Origin of the sequence: Haloferula sp. (genome assembly GCF_049672945.1) — a bacterium.
GTDB lineage: Bacteria > Verrucomicrobiota > Verrucomicrobiia > Verrucomicrobiales > Akkermansiaceae > Haloferula.
This window is the reverse complement of the sequence record NZ_JBATWY010000225.1, coordinates 45,151-64,595: the sequence shown is the minus strand read 5'-3', so window position 1 is coordinate 64,595 and position 19,445 is coordinate 45,151. Positions and strand designations below refer to the sequence as shown.

Annotated in this window: 18 protein-coding genes; 12 read left to right on the top strand and 6 right to left on the bottom strand. The window is 58.3% G+C overall.

What is annotated here, in order from left to right; translation table 11 throughout:
- Window positions 1-174: 174 nt before the first annotated feature.
- Window positions 175-1,419: a sialate O-acetylesterase gene (locus WBG04_RS19815; RefSeq protein WP_424316453.1), complete on the bottom strand. Its 1,245-nt coding sequence runs from the start codon at window positions 1,417-1,419 to the stop codon at window positions 175-177.
- Window positions 1,420-1,548: 129 nt separating this feature from the next.
- Entirely contained in the window at window positions 1,549-2,172 is a 624-nt protein-coding gene (locus WBG04_RS19810; protein WP_424316452.1) for an arylesterase, read from the bottom strand.
- Window positions 2,173-2,186: 14 nt separating this feature from the next.
- Between WBG04_RS19810 and WBG04_RS19805 the strand changes: the two genes are divergently transcribed.
- Together WBG04_RS19805 and WBG04_RS19800 are read left to right on the top strand one after the other, a co-directional pair.
- A complete protein-coding gene (locus WBG04_RS19805) occupies window positions 2,187-2,942 on the top strand; it encodes an ABC transporter ATP-binding protein (RefSeq protein WP_424316451.1) in 756 nt (251 codons plus the stop codon).
- Between the two features lie 222 nt (window positions 2,943-3,164).
- Complete coding sequence (locus WBG04_RS19800) at window positions 3,165-5,714, top strand: ABC transporter permease (RefSeq protein ID WP_424316450.1); 2,550 nt, start codon at window positions 3,165-3,167, stop codon at window positions 5,712-5,714.
- Between the two features lie 94 nt (window positions 5,715-5,808).
- Here WBG04_RS19800 and WBG04_RS19795 read toward each other — a convergent pair whose 3' ends face one another.
- Together WBG04_RS19795 and WBG04_RS19790 are read right to left on the bottom strand one after the other, a co-directional pair.
- The gene (locus WBG04_RS19795; protein ID WP_424316449.1) at window positions 5,809-6,672 is read right to left on the bottom strand and encodes a helix-hairpin-helix domain-containing protein; all 864 of its coding nucleotides are present in this window, start codon (window positions 6,670-6,672) and stop codon (window positions 5,809-5,811) included.
- Between the two features lie 126 nt (window positions 6,673-6,798).
- Entirely contained in the window at window positions 6,799-7,218 is a 420-nt protein-coding gene (locus tag WBG04_RS19790) for a CBS domain-containing protein (protein WP_424316448.1), read from the bottom strand.
- A gap of 184 nt (window positions 7,219-7,402) precedes the next feature.
- Between WBG04_RS19790 and WBG04_RS19785 the strand changes: the two genes are divergently transcribed.
- Window positions 7,403-7,807 (top strand): hypothetical protein, encoded by a 405-nt coding sequence (locus WBG04_RS19785; RefSeq protein ID WP_424316447.1) that lies wholly within the window; start codon window positions 7,403-7,405, stop codon window positions 7,805-7,807.
- Window positions 7,808-7,887: 80 nt separating this feature from the next.
- Window positions 7,888-8,958, top strand: a complete 1,071-nt coding sequence (locus tag WBG04_RS19780) for a DUF3500 domain-containing protein (protein WP_424316446.1) — start codon at window positions 7,888-7,890, stop codon at window positions 8,956-8,958.
- A gap of 48 nt (window positions 8,959-9,006) precedes the next feature.
- Here the strand turns inward: WBG04_RS19780 and WBG04_RS19775 are convergent, their stop codons facing one another.
- Window positions 9,007-9,924 carry a sugar phosphate isomerase/epimerase family protein gene (locus WBG04_RS19775; RefSeq protein WP_424316445.1) on the bottom strand — a complete coding sequence of 306 codons (918 nt, stop codon included), beginning with the start codon at window positions 9,922-9,924 and terminating at the stop codon, window positions 9,007-9,009.
- Window positions 9,925-10,072: 148 nt separating this feature from the next.
- On the opposite strand from WBG04_RS19775, the gene WBG04_RS19770 reads away from it, so the two are divergent.
- Window positions 10,073-10,762, top strand: a complete 690-nt coding sequence (locus WBG04_RS19770) for an alpha/beta hydrolase-fold protein (protein WP_424316444.1) — start codon at window positions 10,073-10,075, stop codon at window positions 10,760-10,762.
- 15 nt (window positions 10,763-10,777) lie between these two features.
- On the opposite strand, the gene WBG04_RS19765 is transcribed toward WBG04_RS19770, so the two are convergent.
- Complete coding sequence (locus WBG04_RS19765) at window positions 10,778-11,401, bottom strand: class I SAM-dependent methyltransferase (protein ID WP_424316443.1); 624 nt, start codon at window positions 11,399-11,401, stop codon at window positions 10,778-10,780.
- A 137-nt stretch (window positions 11,402-11,538) separates the two neighbouring features.
- Here WBG04_RS19765 and WBG04_RS19760 point away from each other — a divergent pair, with 137 nt between their 5' ends.
- The 7 genes from WBG04_RS19760 (at window position 11,539) to WBG04_RS19730 (ending at window position 19,425) form a co-directional block, all read left to right on the top strand.
- Entirely contained in the window at window positions 11,539-11,967 is a 429-nt protein-coding gene (locus tag WBG04_RS19760) for a hypothetical protein (RefSeq protein ID WP_424316442.1), read from the top strand.
- A 184-nt stretch (window positions 11,968-12,151) separates the two neighbouring features.
- The gene (locus WBG04_RS19755; protein ID WP_424316441.1) at window positions 12,152-15,199 is read left to right on the top strand and encodes a DUF5060 domain-containing protein; all 3,048 of its coding nucleotides are present in this window, start codon (window positions 12,152-12,154) and stop codon (window positions 15,197-15,199) included.
- A 188-nt stretch (window positions 15,200-15,387) separates the two neighbouring features.
- Window positions 15,388-15,888, top strand: coding sequence for a hypothetical protein (locus WBG04_RS19750; RefSeq protein WP_424316440.1), 501 nt, complete (start codon window positions 15,388-15,390; stop codon window positions 15,886-15,888).
- A 541-nt stretch (window positions 15,889-16,429) separates the two neighbouring features.
- Complete coding sequence (locus tag WBG04_RS19745) at window positions 16,430-17,401, top strand: phosphoglycerate dehydrogenase (protein WP_424316439.1); 972 nt, start codon at window positions 16,430-16,432, stop codon at window positions 17,399-17,401.
- A gap of 38 nt (window positions 17,402-17,439) precedes the next feature.
- A complete protein-coding gene (locus WBG04_RS19740) occupies window positions 17,440-18,537 on the top strand; it encodes a PfkB family carbohydrate kinase (protein ID WP_424316438.1) in 1,098 nt (365 codons plus the stop codon).
- Window positions 18,538-18,580: 43 nt separating this feature from the next.
- Window positions 18,581-18,868 carry a DUF6922 domain-containing protein gene (locus WBG04_RS19735; protein WP_424316437.1) on the top strand — a complete coding sequence of 96 codons (288 nt, stop codon included), beginning with the start codon at window positions 18,581-18,583 and terminating at the stop codon, window positions 18,866-18,868.
- Entirely contained in the window at window positions 18,823-19,425 is a 603-nt protein-coding gene (locus tag WBG04_RS19730) for a nucleotidyl transferase AbiEii/AbiGii toxin family protein (RefSeq protein WP_424316436.1), read from the top strand. The genes WBG04_RS19735 and WBG04_RS19730 overlap by 46 nt, the downstream gene beginning before the upstream one ends.
- Window positions 19,426-19,445 lie beyond the last annotated feature (20 nt).

Sequence of the window (19,445 nt, the reverse complement as noted above, 5' to 3'; positions counted from 1 at the left end):
ACAGCAGTGGATGCATGACGAGGAGGTGGTCGATTTGGTAGGGGCGGTGTTATTGCCTTAGAATTGAGCACCCAGTTCCTCGATGTGATCTTGCCGCGAGCTACGACACTGAATCTCCGTTTTTCGGGACCGAACCCTCTGATGATTCAACTGACCCGGATCACATCCTTCTGCTCATTCGCGGGATTGCGCTCCCAGCATCTGAAGATTCGCCTCGGCGAAGGCCTTGCCCATGAGCGCGAAGGTTTTGGCGCAACCCATGTAGTGATAGCCGGCGTTGGATGCGCCACGAGCCCACATGGTGGCTTCCTCCGGACTGATGAGCTCGGCCTCGAATTGCTTGAGATATTCCTCTTGTGCCGCCTTGTCCATCGTGCCGTCCTTGTTCGGAGAGTTCTTGTTTTTGACCTTAAGCAAGTGGCCCATCTGCTTCACCTTGGCGCGCTTCATATCAATCGCTGCGAGTTCGTCCGGCCAGAACGGAGCGGTCTCCACCGCCATGACGTTGCCTTTGAATTCTGGCATCGAGGCGGGAGCCGCCATCGCTTTGCGGAAGGCGATCGTACCCTCGTTGGCATTTACGCCACCGACGCCAAGCACCCCGATGACAAAGGGCAATCTGGGTGCCTTCAGGTCCTTGCGCACATCGCGGATGAAATCGGCCATCCACTTGCTGTAGTTCGAGTAGTCCCGAGTTTTGCCATCCGCACCAGTGGGATAGGTGTTGCCGTCGACCAAGTCATTGAAGCCTTGGAACCAAACGAAGCCGACGATCTCGTAGCCTGCGGCAGGATCGTAGTCGGGGCAGACGCGCTCGGGATCGGCCAGCACGCTTTTCACGTGGTCGACCATGTAATTGTAGAAGCGCCCGGACTCTTCTGCCTTTTTGGCTTTCTCCGCTTCAATGTCCTTGCCCTGTTTCAGCATCTTCGCAATTTGCGCTTCGCTGAACTCGTACGGCCCGGCGCTTGGTGGGCGGAACTGGGTGTTCAGGCTTCGGCCGCCCCACGCGGTCTTGATGATCAGAACCGGCTCTTCGAGCGTGGTATCCATCGTCAGGCCAAAGGTAAACTCCGGGCCGATCTTGCCGCCGTCCTTGGTGGGATTGGAGCCTCGGGCACCGTAGCCCGTGGTGAGCTTGCCGGTTCCCTCGCCGTTGGCTTTGCCTTCGTGATGCCCGGTCAGGTAGGAGATCCACACGTCGTCGGCGACGGCAGCTTTGCCGTCCGGCCCGCGCATCTGCTCGAGCAGCGGCGCAGTGGCGGGATCGTCGCCGATGTAGTCAAAGGTTTCCACGCGTGCATGGCCCTCCATGTTCGACTGACCTGCGAGGATGAAGACCTTGAGCTTTTTGGACTGAGCCGTGGCACTGAGTTGCAGGAGGACTAGAGAGACGACGAGATGGAGAAGCGTTTTCATGGTTGGGTCGGGACGATGGGTTTGATGCGACGAGAGATGAGGTCAGTCGTGAAGGGGTCCGTGAAATGCGGCGTTCACGATCTTCTCCATGGTTGAGGGTCTTTGGCGAGTCAGTCTCGTAGTTCAAGGCTACGACTCGACCACCGACCGAAGGACCTTCCAAACATTTTCCGCCACCTTCACCTGACCCTCCGCCGTCGGGTGGATGCCGTCGGGTTGGTTGAGGTTTTCGACGTTGCCGACGCCTTCGAGGAGAAAGGGGATGAGGGTGGATTTGGATTCCTTGGCGGCTTCGGGGAAGACGGCTTGGAAGCGGGCGGTGAAGTCTTTACCCATGTTGTCGGGCATTTGCATGCCGGCGATGAAGACTTCGATGTCAGGATTCCTGGTGCGGGCTTTGGCGACGATGCCGAGCAGGTTCTTCTTGGTTTCCTCGGGAGAAATGCCGCGCAGGCCGTCGTTGCCGCCGAGCGCGATGATCAGGAGGTCGGCTCCTTTTCCCATGGCCCAGGCGACGCGGCGCAGGCCGCCGGCGGTGGTGTCGCCGCTGACGCCGGCATTGGCGACGGTGTAGGAAAGTCCGGCGTCGTCAATCTTGGCTTGGAGCAAAGCGGGGTAGGCTTCCTTCGGATCGAGGCCATAGCCAGCGGTGATGCTGTCGCCGAGGACGACGATCCGCTTTGTCGTGCCGTTTGCATTCGGAGTTTCCTCGGCCAATAGTGCGGTGCCCGCTGCGAACAGTAGCCCTAACATGAAATTTCTCCGCAATGTCATCTCCATCGGCCGCTAGTCTAGAATCCGCTCCGAGTGCTGTCAAACGACCGATCCTGAAGGTGTCGGGTCTGCGAAAAGTGCATCAGACGGCGAGCCATGAGCTGACGGTGCTGAAGGATGTGAGCCTGAGTCTCGAAGAGGGCGACACATTGGCGATCATTGGGCCATCGGGGAGTGGTAAGACGACCCTGCTCGGGCTTTGCGCGGGCCTGGACGATGCGAGTGCGGGATCGGTGGAGCTGGATGGGCAGGCGATTGAGGCGATGGATCAGGATGCGCGGGCGGCCCTACGCAACCGGCTGGTCGGCTTCGTTTTCCAGAGTTTCCAGCTGATCCCGACGCTGACGGCGATTGAGAATGTGCTGGTGCCGCTGGAGCTGCGCGGGGAATCCGGCAGGGAGATCGAAAAGGAGGCGGAGAGATTGCTCACGGAGGTTGGCCTCGGGGATCGGCTTGATCATTATCCTTTGCAGCTTTCCGGTGGCGAGCAGCAGCGTGTGGCGCTGGCGCGGGCGTTTATTCATCGGCCGAAGATTCTCTTTGCCGATGAGCCGACGGGAAATCTGGATGCTGAAACGAGTGCGCCGATCGTCGAGATGCTTTTCCGTTTGAACCGCGAGGCGGGGACGGCGCTGGTGCTGGTGACTCACGATCCGGCGCTGGCGGCGAAGGCGCACCGGGTGGTGACGATGAGTGGGGGGAAGATCGTTTCTGAGGAGGAGAATTTAACCGCGAATGGACGCGAATGAACGCGAATCTGGAAAGGAAGAGGGTAGACCACGGAATACACAGAATACACGGAAACGGAAACCACAGATGAACGCTGATGGACGCAGATTTTGAAACTGAAAGGCATTTTTACAGGAGGAAGCAGAGGTTTGATGGCTTCGCCGTGAGAGCAATTAATCCCTGCCTTTCAATCCGTGTATTCTGTGTATTCCGTGGTTTGAATTCTGATTCAGTGGACGAAAATGATGGGATCTAACAAGAGAGGGCTGCCGGGCAGCTTGTGGGCGGCTTTGTTTCATCCCTGGGTGTGGCGGATGGCGTGGCGGGACAGCCGTTCGCAGCGGGTGCGGCTGGTGATTTTTTCGCTGGCGATCGTGTCGGGGATCGCGGCGCTGACGGCGATTCATTCGTTGAAGACCAGTGTGGAACGAGGCATCGCTTCGGAGGCGAAGGCGCTGTTAGGCTCTGATCTTCGAGTGTCTTCACGCAAGGAGATCAGTGTTGATGAGGTAAGCCAGTTGGCTGAAATGGCGAGCCGGTCGAGCCGTGAGATCAGCTTTCCATCGATGATGCGGTTTTTACCGGACGGCGGGGCGCGTTTGATGCAAGTGCGGGGGATCGAGGGAGACTATCCGTTCTATGGAGAAGTGGAGACGCGTCCGGCGGATGCGTGGGGGAAGCTGAAGGGTGGGGGTGGCGTCTTGTTGGAGCCGGCGATCCTCGATCAGTTCGGAGCCAAGGTCGGTGATGAGGTCGAGCTCGGGGGGATTCGCTTAAGGATTCTGGGAGTAGTCGACAAGCCGGCACCGCGTGGCAATCGCTTCAGTGGATTTGCTCCCGAGGCCTATGTCAATCTGGCGGACATCGAGCGCACCGGGCTGCTGACCCGGAACAGCATGGCGGCCTACCAGGTGCATCTGGAGATCGAGGGTGGTCCTTTGTCGAGAGAGCTGAAGGACCGGGTGCGTGAAGACTTTCCGGACACGCCGTGGCGACTGGAGACACCTGAGGATCGTCGCGAGAACCTGGGCGATGCGCTTGATAATTTCCAACAGTTCCTCGGCCTGATCGCACTGGCATCGCTTGCGTTGGGGGCGATCGGGGTGGCGGGGGCGGTGCATGCGCATGTCACGCGTCGGATTTCAACGATTGCGATTCTGCGTTGTCTCGGGTGTCCGGGACATCTTGCTTTCGGGATCTATTTCGCGCAGGCGATGGCGCTCGGTCTGTTCGGAGCGCTGCTGGGTGCGGGGCTCGGGATTGGAATGCAGATGGGTTTGTTAGAAGCCTTTCGTGATGAATTGCCGATATCGGTGAGCCCTTCGCCGGAATGGAAGATCGTGGCGCAGACGACGGCTACGGGATTCGCCGTATGTTGTGGATTTGCGCTGCTGCCACTGATGAAGATCCGCGAAATCTCGCCGGCGGTGACTTTGCGCAGTGGTGGTTTGAAAGGGGACTTGCTGAGATCGCTGCCGATTTACGGTTTGTTGGTGGGATTGCTGGTGATGGTGGCGCATGCCAATGATCCGAGCTGGAAGCGTGCGCTGGCGATGGTCGGAGGGATGGTGATTGCCTTTCTGGCTCTGGTGGGAGTGGCGCGCGGGCTGATGGCGGTGACGCGTCGGGTGGTCGGCAGGCGTTGGCCGTATTTGCTGCGGCAGGGTTTCTCGAATCTGCATCGGCCGGGGAACCAGACGCTGCTTTTTCTGCTTTCGCTGGGGCTCGGGACCTTTCTGTTGGTGACGATTCTCTCGGCAGGCAGGCTTTTGAATGATCGGCTCGATATCCAACAGTCGGAAGAGAGTCCGAATTTGTATCTCATCGATGTGCAGCCCGATCAGGTGGCCGGGGTGACGGAGGTGTTGGAGGAAAAGGGGCTACCCTTGCTGGAAAGCGCGCCGATGGTGACGATGCGGATTCAATCGATCCGTGGGGTCGCGGTCGGCGAGGCGAAGGGTGTGCCGCGTTGGGTGGCGAGGCGGGAATTTCGTTCGTCCTATCGGGATGAGTTGAATTTCACCGAGACGCTGGTGGCGGGCGAGCTGGCGACCGAGCGGGCGGATCCGGCCGGGGTGGTGCCGCTTTCCCTGGAGGAGGACATTGCGAAGGACATGAAGGTGGGGATCGGCGATGAGATCACGCTCGATGTGCAGGGTGTTCCGATCCGGACACGGGTGACGAGTTTGCGGCGTGTGGATTGGAGTCGCTTCAACCTGAACTTCTTCATGGTATTTCCGCCGGGAGTGCTGGAAGACGCGCCGGGATTCCATGTGGTGACGACACGCACGCCGACGCCGGAAGCATCGGGGGAGCTGCAACGTGCGCTGGCTGCGAAATTTGCGAATGTCACGGCGATCGATCTGACGCTGATTCTTGAAACGGTCCGAGAGATTCTTGGGAAGATCTCGATGGTGGTGACGATCTTGGCAGGGTTCACGGTATTGGCGGGCTTGCCGATTTTGATCGGGACGTTACTGAATGGTCGTGATGTGCGGCTGAAGGAAAGCGTGCTGCTGCGGACGCTTGGAGCGTCTGCGAAGCAGGTGCGTGCAATCCTGGTGATCGAGTATGCCGCACTTGGGATCCTATCGGCGCTGACGGGTGTGCTGCTGGCGGTGGCGGCGAATGCGGCACTGGCGGTATTTGTTTTCGACGCCTCACCGTGGCCTGATCCGGCGCTGCTGGTGGTGGCGTTTGGAAGTGTGACGGCGATTGCGGTGCTCGGGGGGCTCGCCCTGAGTCGGGGCGTCTGCAATCATCCGCCATTGGAGATTCTACGGGGCGGGTAGTAAGGAGATGGCTGGTAAGGATAACGACGCAACCCCGTTGGTGTTGGTGTTGGTGGATGGAGCGACTTTGCCTGAGATCTTGAGCTGGGAGAAATCATTCTCCTATTCGTAGGGAGCCACGAATTCGTTCGAGCGTTTTCGGACCAATGCCGGAGACACGGGTGAGTTCGTCGATCGACTTGAAGGGGCGGTTTTCGATGATGGCGTTGGCGGTGACTTCACCAATGCCGGGGAGGCGCATGAGTTCGTCGCGGGCGGCTGTATTGGGATCGATCGAATTGGGTTCAATGCTCGAGCCAGCATCGGTGGCAAGGGCGAGTTCGGCTTCTTCGCTGCGTTCGAGCCGACGTTCGGCCGGAAGTTTTTCCCAATCAGTTTTGGCCCAGACACCGGCACCGCGCTTTGCTGCTTGAAGTTCGAGGTCACGGAGTTCTTCACGGTAGGTGTCGGCGTGATCTTTGTTGGGAGTTTCACGATAGACTCCGAAGGCTCGGGCGAGACCCTCGCCAACGAGTTGGGAGGCGAGGTCGCGTTTTTCGGCGGTGGTGACGAAGGCGTAGATGCGTTTGTATCGGCCGTCGCCGCGAGCATCGGAGAAGGCGGTATAAACGGTGAACGGTTGCTGCAGCAGTGCCACGGTGCGTTGAGCGGCTTTCTCGCCGAAGTCCTTGGCGATGGCGATCGACGACTGCGGGGAACCGCCGGCTTCGGAGATGCCGAAATAGCGGCGTTGGCTACGCAGACGTCGGGCGTCGGAGTTGTCGGTGACGCGTGCCTCGATGCAGTCGGTGCCGTAGAGTCGGACCGTGTGTTCGTTGCCGTCGCTGGTGCGGATCAGGAAGCTGTCACCATCGGCCCATTCGGTGGGGACGAGAACACAGTTGGGCAACTTGGTCAGCGGCTGGGCGGCTTGGAGCAAGCCACCGACCAGAAGGATGAGAATGGAGAGGCCTTTCACTCGGTGGACGTGAGATAGCGGAGTGAGTGAAAATTTCCAGCTTTCGCATTCTGGGATGGACCTTGGTTGGCGGAATTAGCGGAATGTCAGTGAAGGAAACGAGGGTTTGGTGGGCTTTCGTAGAGCTCAGAGCAGTTCATTGAGATAGGAGATGAGGTCCGAGGAGGTGACGATGCCGACGAGGTGTTCGCCATCGACGACCGGAAGGGAGTGGAAGTCGGCTTTGGAAAGAATGGCGGCGGCGTCGCGGATGGTGGCGGTATGATCGAGGGTGACGGGGTTGGGCTCCATGAGCTGCTCAAGGGTGATCGTGTGATCGAGGGTGGCATCGACTGCGTCGGTGCTTTCGCCGAAGGCATCGCCGAAGCTGACGCGCATCAGGTCGGTCCAACTGACGATGCCGACGAGTTGGCCGTCGTTCACAACGGGCAGGTGGCCTACACCGGTATCGGTGAAGGTCTTGCGGATTCTTGAGATCGGGTCGCCGTGGGTGAGAGTGATCACTTGGCGCTTCATGATCTTTGAGATGGATTCGTTTCTTTTCATGGCGATTCGAGACTAGGGTTTCGCTCGATGCGCACCACCGCCCCGCTCTTCAAAGGTTCCGCATATTCTCCCAATCAATTGGGCGTGGCCAGTGAGGGTCGGCGGGTTCGCTGCCGGTGCTGGGTGAAAATTCACTGGCATCCGATGGCTCGCTTCCTATCCTCGCTGAGAAACTCAAGACACGATGAAGATTCCCAAACGTCACCATGATCATATCCGTGAAGAACTGAGCACCGCCAAGGAGTCACTGACCCATGTCAGTCGGCATCTTGATGAAGAGTGTGAGTTGTCGGTGCTTGAAAATGGTTTGATGGAAGCGACCGCGCTGCGTGACACCAAACGCGAGGATGCGCACAAGGCGGGCGAGCGGATCAAGGAGTGGTTCGAGGAGACCAAGGATCAGGTGATTAGCCGGCTGGAAGATTTGAAGACCGACATCGAGATTCATCGGATTGAAAAGGATGCGGACCGGAAAGAGGATCATGCTAGGGATGCCATGATTGTCGCCGCCCACGCGCTACTGGAGGCTGAGATTTCGCTGATCGAGGCGATCAAGGCGCGGCGGCTGGCGATTGATGTCGCGGGCTGATCCTTGCGATTCAGGGGTGGCGCTGGTTGGCGTGTGAAATTGCTTTGCACTCAGTCGTCATGAAGGGGAGGGTATCATTCATGAGGAGAAGTTTCGCGTCCATTCTAGCAGCGGCCTTGGTCATTACGACGGGGTTTTCGTGGGAGAATCACAAGGCGTGGACTTTGGCGAGCGAGGTATTCGCGACGGCCAAGCCAGCTGAGACGAATCATTCTCCAAAGGCGATGGTCGAGGCGGCCGAGGCTCTTCTCGAAGTGCTATCGCCCGAATTGCGAAAGCAGTTGATTTTACCAATGGATGATCCGGAAAGGCGGGAGTGGACCAATGTTCCATCAAGCGAGGACGACGGAGGTTTGAGGCTTGGTGATCTCGATCGCGAACAGCTTGAGGCAGCTTGCGCATTCCTTTCCACCGTGATGAGCCGGGAAGGATACATGAAGTCACGCAACATCATGTTGGCGGACGACCTGCTGCTGAAATCCGAAAAGCAGGCGAAGAGGCGAGGTGGTTTTGGTTCGGCGAACTACTGGATTGCGATCTTTGGAACACCGTCTGAGACGGAACCCTGGGCTGTGCAGTGGGACGGCCACCATGTGGCGATCAATCTAACGATCGTCGGGGATGAGGTGACGATGTCGCCGTCATTCATCGGCACCCAGCCCCATCGATTCCTGCTGGGAGATGAGGAAATAGTTCCGATGAAGGAGGAGACCGCGCTGGGCTATGAGTTCATCAACAACTTGACTGAGGATCAGCGGAAAGAGGCGATTCAGGGGGCGAAACGGAGACGCATGCTCGCGGGAGCGGGCAAGGATGGCGTCGTGCCCGATCTAACTGGTGTCTCAGGTAAGGAGTTGACGATCGAGCAGCGGGCGATTTTGATGAAGCTGGTCAAGTTGTGGGTGGATGATATTCCGACAAGGTCGGCGGAGATTCGGCTTAAGGAAATCGAAGCCCAACTTGATGAGACCGTGTTCACTTGGAATGGGCCGTTCGCTTTGGGAAGCGACATGTCGTATCATCTCAGTGGCCCGGGAGTTGTGATCGAGTATGCGGGTCAGGATCTTGGTGGTGATCCGCTGGATCATCTGCACTCGATCTATCGTGATCCTTCGAATGAATATGGGGTCAAGTGGATTGACGGAAAGTAAGTCAGAGGGTGTCTGAAGCACCTCGGCTCGGGGAGCTTCGGAGTCGCTTCACCCGCGCCATTTTTTCAGGACCTCCATGTCCTGAGCAATCATCTTCCAGGCTTCCTGGGCGGACTCTTTCGGATAAATCGGATGTTTGCCCCACTCCATGTGCAGGCTGAGAGGCATCGGGTCGAGATCCTGACGGACGTAGTTGAAGATTTCTTGATTCACGAATCCGGTATCAAGGGGGACGTTGGCGCGCTGTTCGCTCCGCTCACCGATCCACTTGGCATCCTTGATGAAGAGAGCACCGATGTGATTCCTGGCGACGTCTGCGGCCTGCTTCCATGAATGGCCGGTGTCGGTGCGGGTGTGACGCAGGTCGTAGGCGAGGCCGAGGGACTTCGGGTTGATATCTTTCAGCATTCCGACCACGTCCCAGACTAGCGAACCCACGTAGCCGACGCCGTCATGTCCAGAATGAATCTGATAGAGTCCCTGCATGCCGAGTTGTTCGTTAAGTTCGGCGAGGCCAAGGAGTTTTTCTCGAAACGCCGGGACCTGATCCATGGGATTGCCTTTTCTGGCATAGCGATAGAAACCCATCCGGTAGCGGGTGATGCCGTTGTCCTTGAGGACTTTCAGGAAGTCGGAGGTGTTTGAGTCGGCGGCAACCACGTCGGTGGTTGCAACGATGGTGTGAAGTCGGAATTTTTCGAGCGACTTGACCATCCCGGGGACTTGTTTGGCAGCATTCTCAGGGAGAATATGCCCATTTTTTCGAATAGTGGCTTCGATGCCGTCGATGCCCATCGCGGCGATTTTCTCACCAATTTCGTCGTAGCTGAGGGCCTGGACGGGCTTTTCGAAGAGGAGGATTGGCCACGGGTTGGATTTCGGGGAATTCTTGGGATTGGCTCCAGCGACCCCGGCGAGGGTGCCGGTAGCGACTGCTTGTTTGAGGAATGTCCGTCGATTCAGCATGACGCATGGCAGCGGCTTTCGGCGGCGGAGTCAATCTCCCGCTGAGGGTGCGGTCGTGCTTTCCCGGGTTTTTGCGAGCCGCTGGATTTTCGCGTGCTCATCCGTAGTTCGAGGACATGGTGGTCAGGTGAAGAGAATACTCTCAATCTTGGTTCTGCTGTTGAACTCATGCGGATTCCTGCCTCGTTCGACACCGGCACCGGTCGCGGATCTGAAGGCCGGAGCTCACGACGGGGAGGAGTTGGTGGTCTTTCTTCCAGGTCGCTGGAGTACGATGGATGAGTTCAAACGCGAGGGCTTTTTCCAGATTGCAAGTGAGCGCTGGCCGGATGCCGAATTAGTGGCGGTCGATCTTCATCTCGGCTACTACCGGAAGCGTTTGTCGGCGAAGCGGCTGCATGAAGATGTCATTGCTCCAGCAAGATCGCGGGGAGTGAAACGGGTCCGGGTCGTGGGTATCTCGATGGGCGGACTCGGTGCGTTGATTCACGATCTGGAGTATCCCGAAGACATCGATGAAATGTATCTGCTCTCCCCGTTCGTTGGTGAAGAGAAGGTCACCGAGGAGATCCGTTCGGCGGGAGGTGTCCGGAATTGGAAGGGAGAGCCGACGGGGGATCGGGATTATTCGCGTCGGCTCTGGAGAAGTCTTGAGTTGAAATGGTTGGAGCAGCGTGATCGGCCTGAAGTCATTCTTGCGTGTGGCACGGAAGATCGGCTCGTGGAATCGAACCGGCTTTTTGCTCAGGATTTTCTGAGTGAGGAGCAGACGCTGTGGCAATCGGGAGGTCACGAATGGCCGACGTGGCGGTCGCTGTTCCGGGAGATGATTCGGTGAGGCTCGGATTCAGTCCTAGACGGTTCCAAGGATCGCGATGCCCTGGTAGAGGTAGCCGTGGGTTTTCGACTCGCCCTTTTGGTAACCCATTGAGAGTTGTTCGAAGGCGAAGCCTGCGCTTTCCAGTTCCTGATTGACAGGGACGTCGAGCAGGCAGCCGACGGCGAAACGGCGTTGGATGGAGTTGAGCCGGGTTTGCCAGGCGGCAACTTTGGGGTCCGGGCTGAGGCCATGCTCGAGAAAGACGAAGCGGCCGTTGGGTCGAAGGACGCGCTGGATTTCGCGAAGCGCCGCGGGACGATCCGGCAGGCTGCAGAGAACGAGAGTGGAGACGACGGTGTCGAAGGAGTCGTCGGGGAAGGGTAGTTGGTCGGCGCCGGCACATTCGATGCGGACATCGACCGGGCTGGTTCGGAGCTTGGCCGAGAGTTGCTTGAGCATGCCGGGGTTGGAGTCGATGCCGACGATGGAGCGGACGGGTTCCGGGTAATGGGCGAGGTTCAAGCCGGTGCCGATCCCGATCTCCAGAATGTCACCCCGTACTGGGGCGAGGGCATCCTGACGCAGCGATTCAAGCTTGCCCATGCCCATCAGCAGGTCGTAGCAGGCGGGGAAAATCCGATCGCGGTAGAGGCCCATGGGATACCCTTCCCATAAATGGGGAGGAACGCGAGTCCGGGGAAATCCTAATCGATCGCCGGGTCGTCTCATTTTCCCGTGGAGAAGGCGCAGGTTGCGGTTGGCGGAGAGAGCGAATCCGGCTAGGGATCGTGCGCATGAAAACACGTTTTCCAACAGTGATCATGCTGGTGGGGATTCTGGTGGCTTGCGAGCGGCACGAAAGTGACGTGCCGAAGGCGGTCGCGGTGCCGGATGATGAGGCCTCGATGGAAGGGGCTGCGGAGGATCTTGATCAGTCGGTGGCAGAAGGGGGAAAGGCGGCGGACGACGTGGCCGACGAAGTCGAGGAAGCCGCCGAAGAACTTGATCAGAAGCCGACGCCGGGAGAGCGTCTCGATCAGGCGATCGGTGCGACCGGGCGTGGACTGCAGACGGCCGGTGAGAAGACCGAGCAGGGCGTGAAAACGGCGGTGGAGAAAACTGAGGAAGGGGTGAAAAAGGGAGCTGCGGCGACGGGCCGATTCATCCGGAAGGTTGGAGAGAAAATCGAGGGTGCGGCGACCCCGGATGAGAAAGAGGAGTGACCCAGGGCGTTGGCCGAGTTGTCGAGACAATCGGGAGCGCGGCGGAAGACAGGGTTTTGTCCCGGAACGGGGGAAATCGGCCCGATTTAGAGATTGGGTTGAAAGAAGAAGACGCTTGGAATGGTTCATCTGCTCGCCCTGAGGTCGTTCGGCCCAGGAGCTTCAACCCTTCACCATGAATCTCATGAAAATTCCCGCCCTCGCCCTAATTCTTGTCGGATTGACGGCAGCCGTCTCCGCGAATGAGCTGGCCAAACCGGTCGCCTCGTCAGACCTGGTCTTCGAAGAGAAAGACGGGATCGTGGCTATTGAAGCCGAGCATTTTTTCAAGCAGGAGCTCACCGGGAATCGCGCATGGTATCTGACGACCCGTGATGCGAGCCCGGATCTCAAGCCGGACGGCGATCCATCCCATATCGGCGGGGCATCGGGTGGAGCCTACCTCGAGGTCCTGCCGGACACTCGGCGGACGCACGCGGACAAGCTGATCAAGGGTGAAAATTTCATCGATGAACCCGGCAAGATGGCGATTCTCAGCTACAAGGTTCATTTCAATACCCCGGGCAAGTACTGGTTGTGGGCGCGCGTCTTCTCGACGACCTCCGAGGATAACGGGCTTCACTTTGGCATCGATGGCACCTGGCCGGAGACGGCGAAGAAGTGGCAAACGGTGGAGAAGAACAAGTGGCATTGGCGGTCGGCGCAGCGCACCGCCAAGGTTCACGTCGGAGTTCCGGGCATCCTGACGCTGGATGTGCCGACCGCTGGTGAGCATGTGATTCATGTTTCGATGCGTGAGGACGGAATCGAGCTCGACAAGATCCTGCTCGCGAACCGGAAGGACTATCAGCCGGAGGACCTGGGGCCCGACGCGGTGGTCAAGGCAGGAACCGCGCCGAAGCCTTTCCCGTTTGTTTCTGCTCCAGAAGCCGGGAAAGAAGCCGAGGGTGATGCCATTTCTCGGGTGATTCCTGTATCGGTCTTCAATGCCGGCAATGGCTACTACCTCGATCAAGGAAAGTGGCTGGCCATCAATCCGGGCAAGCACAAGACTGCCGAGGCAACGACGGTCTTTCCCCTGCCTGAAGGGAGATATGACATCACGCTTCAGGCGGTTGGTGAGAATGATGGCGGATCGAGTTTCGAGCTGAAGGTCGGTGGTGAGTGGGTCGGCAGGCACGTCGCCCCGATTTCAAAAAAGACCTTTGAAGCGACTCCAAAGTATTGGAAGACTTGGAAGGATGTCGAAGTCGCCCGGGATGCGATCATCTCGGTGCGGTCGACGATCGCTTCGGCTGATGGCGAAGAGTGGTCGCGGGCCAGGTGGTCAGGGCTGACCTTCACGGCAGCCAACGAGCAAACCGCGATGGAGCTTGCCTCCATGCCGGCGGACGTTGCGAAAAAGCCGAGGAAAGCCAAGCCTGCGGGGCCTCCCTTGATTTTGCCAAGGAAACCTGACGGTGACGGAGAGGTGAGCATTAGTGGTGAGCTGAAGGAGTGGCACAAGGTGTCGCTGGATCTCAACGGCCCCTATGCCCACGAGCAGGACAACTCGCCGAACCCATTCACCGACAACAGCTTCAGTGTGACCTTCACGCATTCGTCCGGTTCACCGAGCTACACGGTCCCGGGGTATTTCGCGGCCAATGGCAACGCGGCAAACAGTTCTGCTGAGTCCGGCACGATCTGGCGCGCGCATCTTTCACCGGATCGTACCGGGGAATGGAGCTACACGATCCACTTCAGTCAGGGTCCCGGAGCGGCTCTGGGTGGAAGGGGAGAAAAGCTCGTGCCGTACGATGGGAAGAGCGGCAAATTCACCGTGACGGCCACCGACAAGGAGCTGCCCGACTTTCGTGCACGCGGCCGCCTGACCTATGCGGGCAAGCACCACATGCAGTTCGCAGGCGACAAGAGCTGGTTCCTGAAGGTAGGCGCGGATGCGCCGGAGACACTCCTTGGCTACGCCGACTTCGATGGCACACGCGCCAACAAGCCGGGAAAGGTCCCGCTGAAAAAGTACCCCAAGCACATCGGTGACTGGAAGGATGACGATCCAAGCTGGAAGGACGGCAAGGGCAAGGGACTGATTGGAGCGGTCAACTACCTCGCGAGCAAAGGCATGAACGCCTTCTCTTTTCTGCCCTACAACGCCGGTGGTGATGGTGATAACGTCTGGCCGTTCATTGAACGTGAAGACACTCTCCACTATGACTGTAGTAAATTGGATCAGTGGGGCATTGTTTTCGATCATGGCACCAGCAAGGGCATGTTCCTTCACTTCAAGCTTCAGGAGACCGAGAATGATGATCTCAAGGGGCCGGGTGGCGCCCAGTCGCTGGATGGGGGTGACTGCGGTCCTGAAAGGAAGCTTTACCTGCGGGAACTGGTGGCGCGCTACGGTCACAACCTTGCCCTGAACTGGAATCTGGGTGAGGAGAATACCCAGAGCTTCCAGCAGCAGAAGGCGATGGCGGAGTGGATCAAGAACATGGATGCCTACGGGCACCCGGTGGTGCTCCACACCTTCCCCGACCAGCAAGACAAGGTCTACCGCCCGCACCTTTCGAAGACCTCGGTCCTGGAGGGACTTTCCCTGCAGAACAGCAACGTGAGGAACTGCCACGACCAGGTGGCCAAATGGACACGCGAGGCCACCAAGGCCGGCAAACCATGGCTGGTGAGCTTCGATGAGCCGGGCGACGCCCAGTTCGGGATGCCGCCGGACGACAGCTACGCCAACATGGCCGTGCTGCGACAGTCGGATGCCAAGGGCAGGATTCCCACCGTCGATGATATTCGCAAATACACCCTGTGGGGCACCTTCCTCGCCGGTGGCTGGGGCGTGGAGTACTACTTCGGATACAAACTGCCGGAGAATGATCTGGTGGCGGAAGACTGGCGCTCACGCGACCTGAGCTGGGACTACGCCCGTTACGCTCTTGAGTTCTTTCGCGATCAGGAGATCCCGTTCCAAGACATGATCTGCATGGATGAACTCGTTGGGAATTCGAAGAACGACAACTCCCGCTACTGCTATGCCAAGGACGGTGAGCTCTATCTTGTTTTCCTTCCGAATGGTGGCTCGACCGAGATCGAGCTTCCGATTGGCAGGCCGTTCAGTCTTGCCTGGTACAATCCGCGCACCGGTGAGATCGGTGAGGCGAAGCCCCTCGAGGGCAACACGCTGACCGCTCCCGACAAGGAGGATTGGCTGGCGCTGATCCGATGATTGCTCGACTCGGTTCCGGACCTGGTGGCATGGCCGTCACCCTCGGTCCGGGCTGAGTGCGCTTGAAGAAGGCGGAGGTGGCTGGATCTCGCTTCCCGCTCGAAAAGATCGAACAAGCGGGTCATCTCGCGGGAAATTGCTTGGAGATCCGAGCGCGAAAGCGTGAACTCCGGCAATCTCATCCCGTTTTGAAAGCACACGAAATTTACTCCGCCATCGATCCCGCCCTTGTGACCCAGATGCTCGACTGGTTCCGCGAGAACGACAAGAATGTCTACCGCTCGGCGATCAGCTCATTGGCACAGACGCGCAAGCTTCGTCTCGCCTTCATTCAGAAGAAGCCGCTGCCCGATCAGTATGCCTGGATCCTGAAGACTCTGAAGTCGAAGCAATCCGACACGATCGGGGAGCACCTCGTTCAGGTCTGGCTGATGGCGGGCAATCAGGAAATGCTGGCCCTGTTCTGTGATGAAATGGACATCGAACACGATGGCAAGGGTTCGGTGACCGGAGATTTGCCCGATGACATGGATGATGCGGCGCTCGATCAGGCGATCAACAAGATGGTCGAAAAATTCGATCCCAGGCTGGTGACTTTGTATCTGTTGGTTTTCAACCTCCAGAGGCCGGGCGGATGGGAGAATCTGACGACCCGACTCGCCGACGACGAGCGTCTGGTCCTCGGCTGAGCGGGATCACACGCGATCGCGGATACAGAGAAGTATTGATTCTTTTCCGGCTTTTCTGTAAAAGATCGGGATGCCCTCACAACGTAGAATAACCGGGTTGTGTGAGGCGGCGTTCCTGGAGGAATTCATTAAGGCGGAGTCATCCGCTGTCGGCCTTAAACAGCAGGCTGTGAATTCCACAGAAGCGGTGAAGTCGAGGCCGAGGCGCGCGAAAGTGCGTTCGAAGCAAAGATAGATCCAAGCGTCCCCCCACTCCCCCCAGAAGCGATCGAAGCCAGCTCTTACAGCCGCTGGATGAAGATTGATGTTTTCAGCTCCATTTTGAGGGCTGCCGAGATCGTGCGGTCTTCCATCGCGAAATTTGCAGAGCATTTCGCCAAATCCGGGGTCGGAATCTGACCGATTTTGGAAGGTATCGAGAGGTCCCGTTCGGGCTTGCCAAGCTTTGTAATGTGGTCTGCGGTTTGGTTCCCGGGCATTGTTTGTCTGCACGCATTTTTATACTTGTATGACAACTTGCGAGGTCTCAGAAAGGCGCGCCATGAGCCAACGGATTCTTCTGACCACCACGTCCTATCAGGACACCCCTGGAAGCCACCACGACCTGCTCGACAGCGGGGGCTTCGAGATCGTTCGCGAGCGTGGACCCCTTTCCGAAGCGCGGATGCTGGAGCTCGCCGGGGAGTTTGACGGTTTCCTCTGTGGCGATGACGCCATCACCCAGGCCGTGATCGACAAGTCGCTGCCGCGGCTCAAGGTGATCAGCAAGTATGGAATCGGGCTCGACAAGATTGACGTCAAGTACGCGACCGAGAAGAAGTTGCCGGTGCTCTTCACTCCAGGGGTCAACCATACCACCGTGGCGGAGCATACTTTCGGGCTACTGCTTGGCATCACCAAGAAGATCCAGTCGAACGCGGTTGCCGTGCAGAATGGCGAGTGGGTCGCGGGATGGAAGAAGCCTGTAGGAAATGAGATCATGGGCAAAACGATGGGGATCATCGGTCTTGGCCGGATCGGCAAGGAGGTGGCTATCCGCGCGAAGGCTTTTGGAATGGATGTCATCGCCTACGATCCGTTTTTCGATGGGGCCTTCTCTTACAAGCACGGCGTCAAACGCTGTGCCGACATGGATGAAGTACTGCACAACTCGGATGTGGTTTCCCTTCACTGCTTCCTCAACGAGGAAACGGAGGGCATGATCAACGCGTCGAAGATCGCCGAGATGCGCGACGGTGTGATCGTTCTGAACTGCGCACGTGGTGAGATCGTGGTGGGCGAGGACATCGCCGAAGCCCTCAAGAGCGGCAAGGTCGGCGGCTACGGTGCGGACGTGCTGGATGCCGAGCCTCCGGCACCGGATCACGTGCTGATCGGAGCGCCGAACTGCATCATCACTTCGCATATCGGTTCGCGCACGCATGAGAGCGTGAACCGTCAGGCGACCCGCGCGACGAACAACCTGATCAACTTCCTCAAAGGAGATTCCGACTACATTCAGGCGAACAAGTAGGACCTGAGCGCCCTAATTTCCCAAAAACTACCAAGACCATGGCCATTGAAATCAAAGACGCCGCTTCCTGTCAGTATGACATCGTTTCCCTCGGGGAAGTCATGCTCCGCTTCGACCCCGGTGACGGTCGCACCCGCACTGCCCGCCGTTTCGACGTCTGGGAAGGCGGAGGAGAATACAACGTCGCTCGAGGCTTGCGTCGCTGCTTCGGCAAGCGGGCCGCGGTGGTGACTGCTTTCGCCGAAAACGACATCGGACGTTTGCTTGAGGACTTCATTCTGCAGGGCGGTGTCGATACCAAGTTCATCAATTGGGCGGAGTTCGATGGACTCGGCCGCAACGTGCGCAATGGGCTGAACTTCACCGAGAAAGGTTTCGGCGTTCGCGGCGCGAAAGGTACGCCTGACCGCGGCCTGACCGCGGCGATGCAGATGAAGCCGGGTGATGTGGATTGGGAAGAGATTTTCGGCAAGCAGGGCAGTCGCTGGTTCCACACTGGCGGCATCTTTGCGGCGCTATCGGAAACGACGGCTGAGCTCACGATCGAAGCCTGCAAGGCGGCGAAGAAGCATGGCACGATCGTTTCCTACGACCTCAACTACCGTCCCTCGCTGTGGAAGAGCATCGGTGGTCTGGCGAAAGCTCAGGAAGTGAATCGCGAGATCGCCAAGTATGTCGATGTGATGATCGGCAACGAAGAGGACTTTACCGCTTCCCTTGGATTTGAAGTGGAAGGTGTCAGCGAGCACGTCACCGGCCTGCAGGTCGACAGCTTCAAGAACATGATCAAGAACGCCGTGGCTGACTTCCCGAACTTCCACGTGGTGGCTACGACTTTGCGCGACGTCCACACCGCGACGGTCAACGACTGGGGCGCAATTTGTTTTCACGACGGCGAGTTCCACGAAGCGACCCACCGTCCGAAGATGGAGATCTACGACCGCGTCGGTGGCGGTGACTCCTTCGCCAGCGGACTGGTTTACGGCTTCATGGAATTCAACGACGCCAAGCAGGCCGTGGAGTACGGAGCCGCTCACGGCGCGCTGGCGATGACCACGCCGGGTGACACGACGATGGCAACCCTTGACGAGGTGAAGAAGCTCGTCGGCGGTGGCTCGGCACGGGTTGACCGTTAATGCTGAGGTTGGCGAGGGGAGATTCCTTTGCTAGGTTCCCGGAGTGGAGGAGCTCTCGCAGCATTTATTTTGGGATGTCGACCGTGAGACGATCGACCCGGAAATCCATGTTGCGTGGCTTGCCAAGCGGGTGCTTGAGCGCGGGCGCTGGGCGGATTGGAAGTGGATGGAGGCCAAATTTGGGCGGGAACGCCTGGCGGAGGTCGTGGTGAATTTGCGTTCCTTGGAGCCGCGCGCATTCGCGTTTTGCCAAGCGCGCTTTGATCGGGCAGCTTCTGAGTTCAGATGCTCCACTACGACTCCGTTCCGAGCTCAGTCGCCGAGCTGCTGAAGGCTCTAGCCGGTCATGCAGGGCTCGATGGCTTTGCGCTTGGTGGTGGGACCAATTTGGCACTCCGTCTGGGTCATCGGGTTTCGGTGGATCTTGATTGGTTCACTCTGAACGAGTTCAAAGTAGGGAATCTCCGGTCAGTCTTGGGTGGTTTAGGCACCGAGGTAGCAAAGGCTGCTGGAGCGCTGACACTCGATGTGGAAGGCACGAAAATGGATCTACTTCGTCACGCCTACCCTCTTGTAGCTCCCTTGGAAGAGATCGATTGCGTCGCCATGCTTTCCCTTGAGGATGTCGCCGCAATGAAGTTGAACGCCGTGGCGAATCGAGGTTCAAAAAAGGACTTTTATGATCTGCATGAACTCCTGAATCACCGTCCGCTCGAAGCTTGGGTGGAGTGCTTTGTTACGAAATACCAAGCCAGCGACCCGTTTACGGTGATTCGTAGTTTGACTTGGTTCGAGGATGCTGATTCGGAACCCGACCCAATTTCGCTGAGAAAATTGTCGTGGAGCGAGGTCAGAAGCCGGATTACGACAGCAGTAAGAGAGCTGTAGGCTTACCCCAACGAGAATAC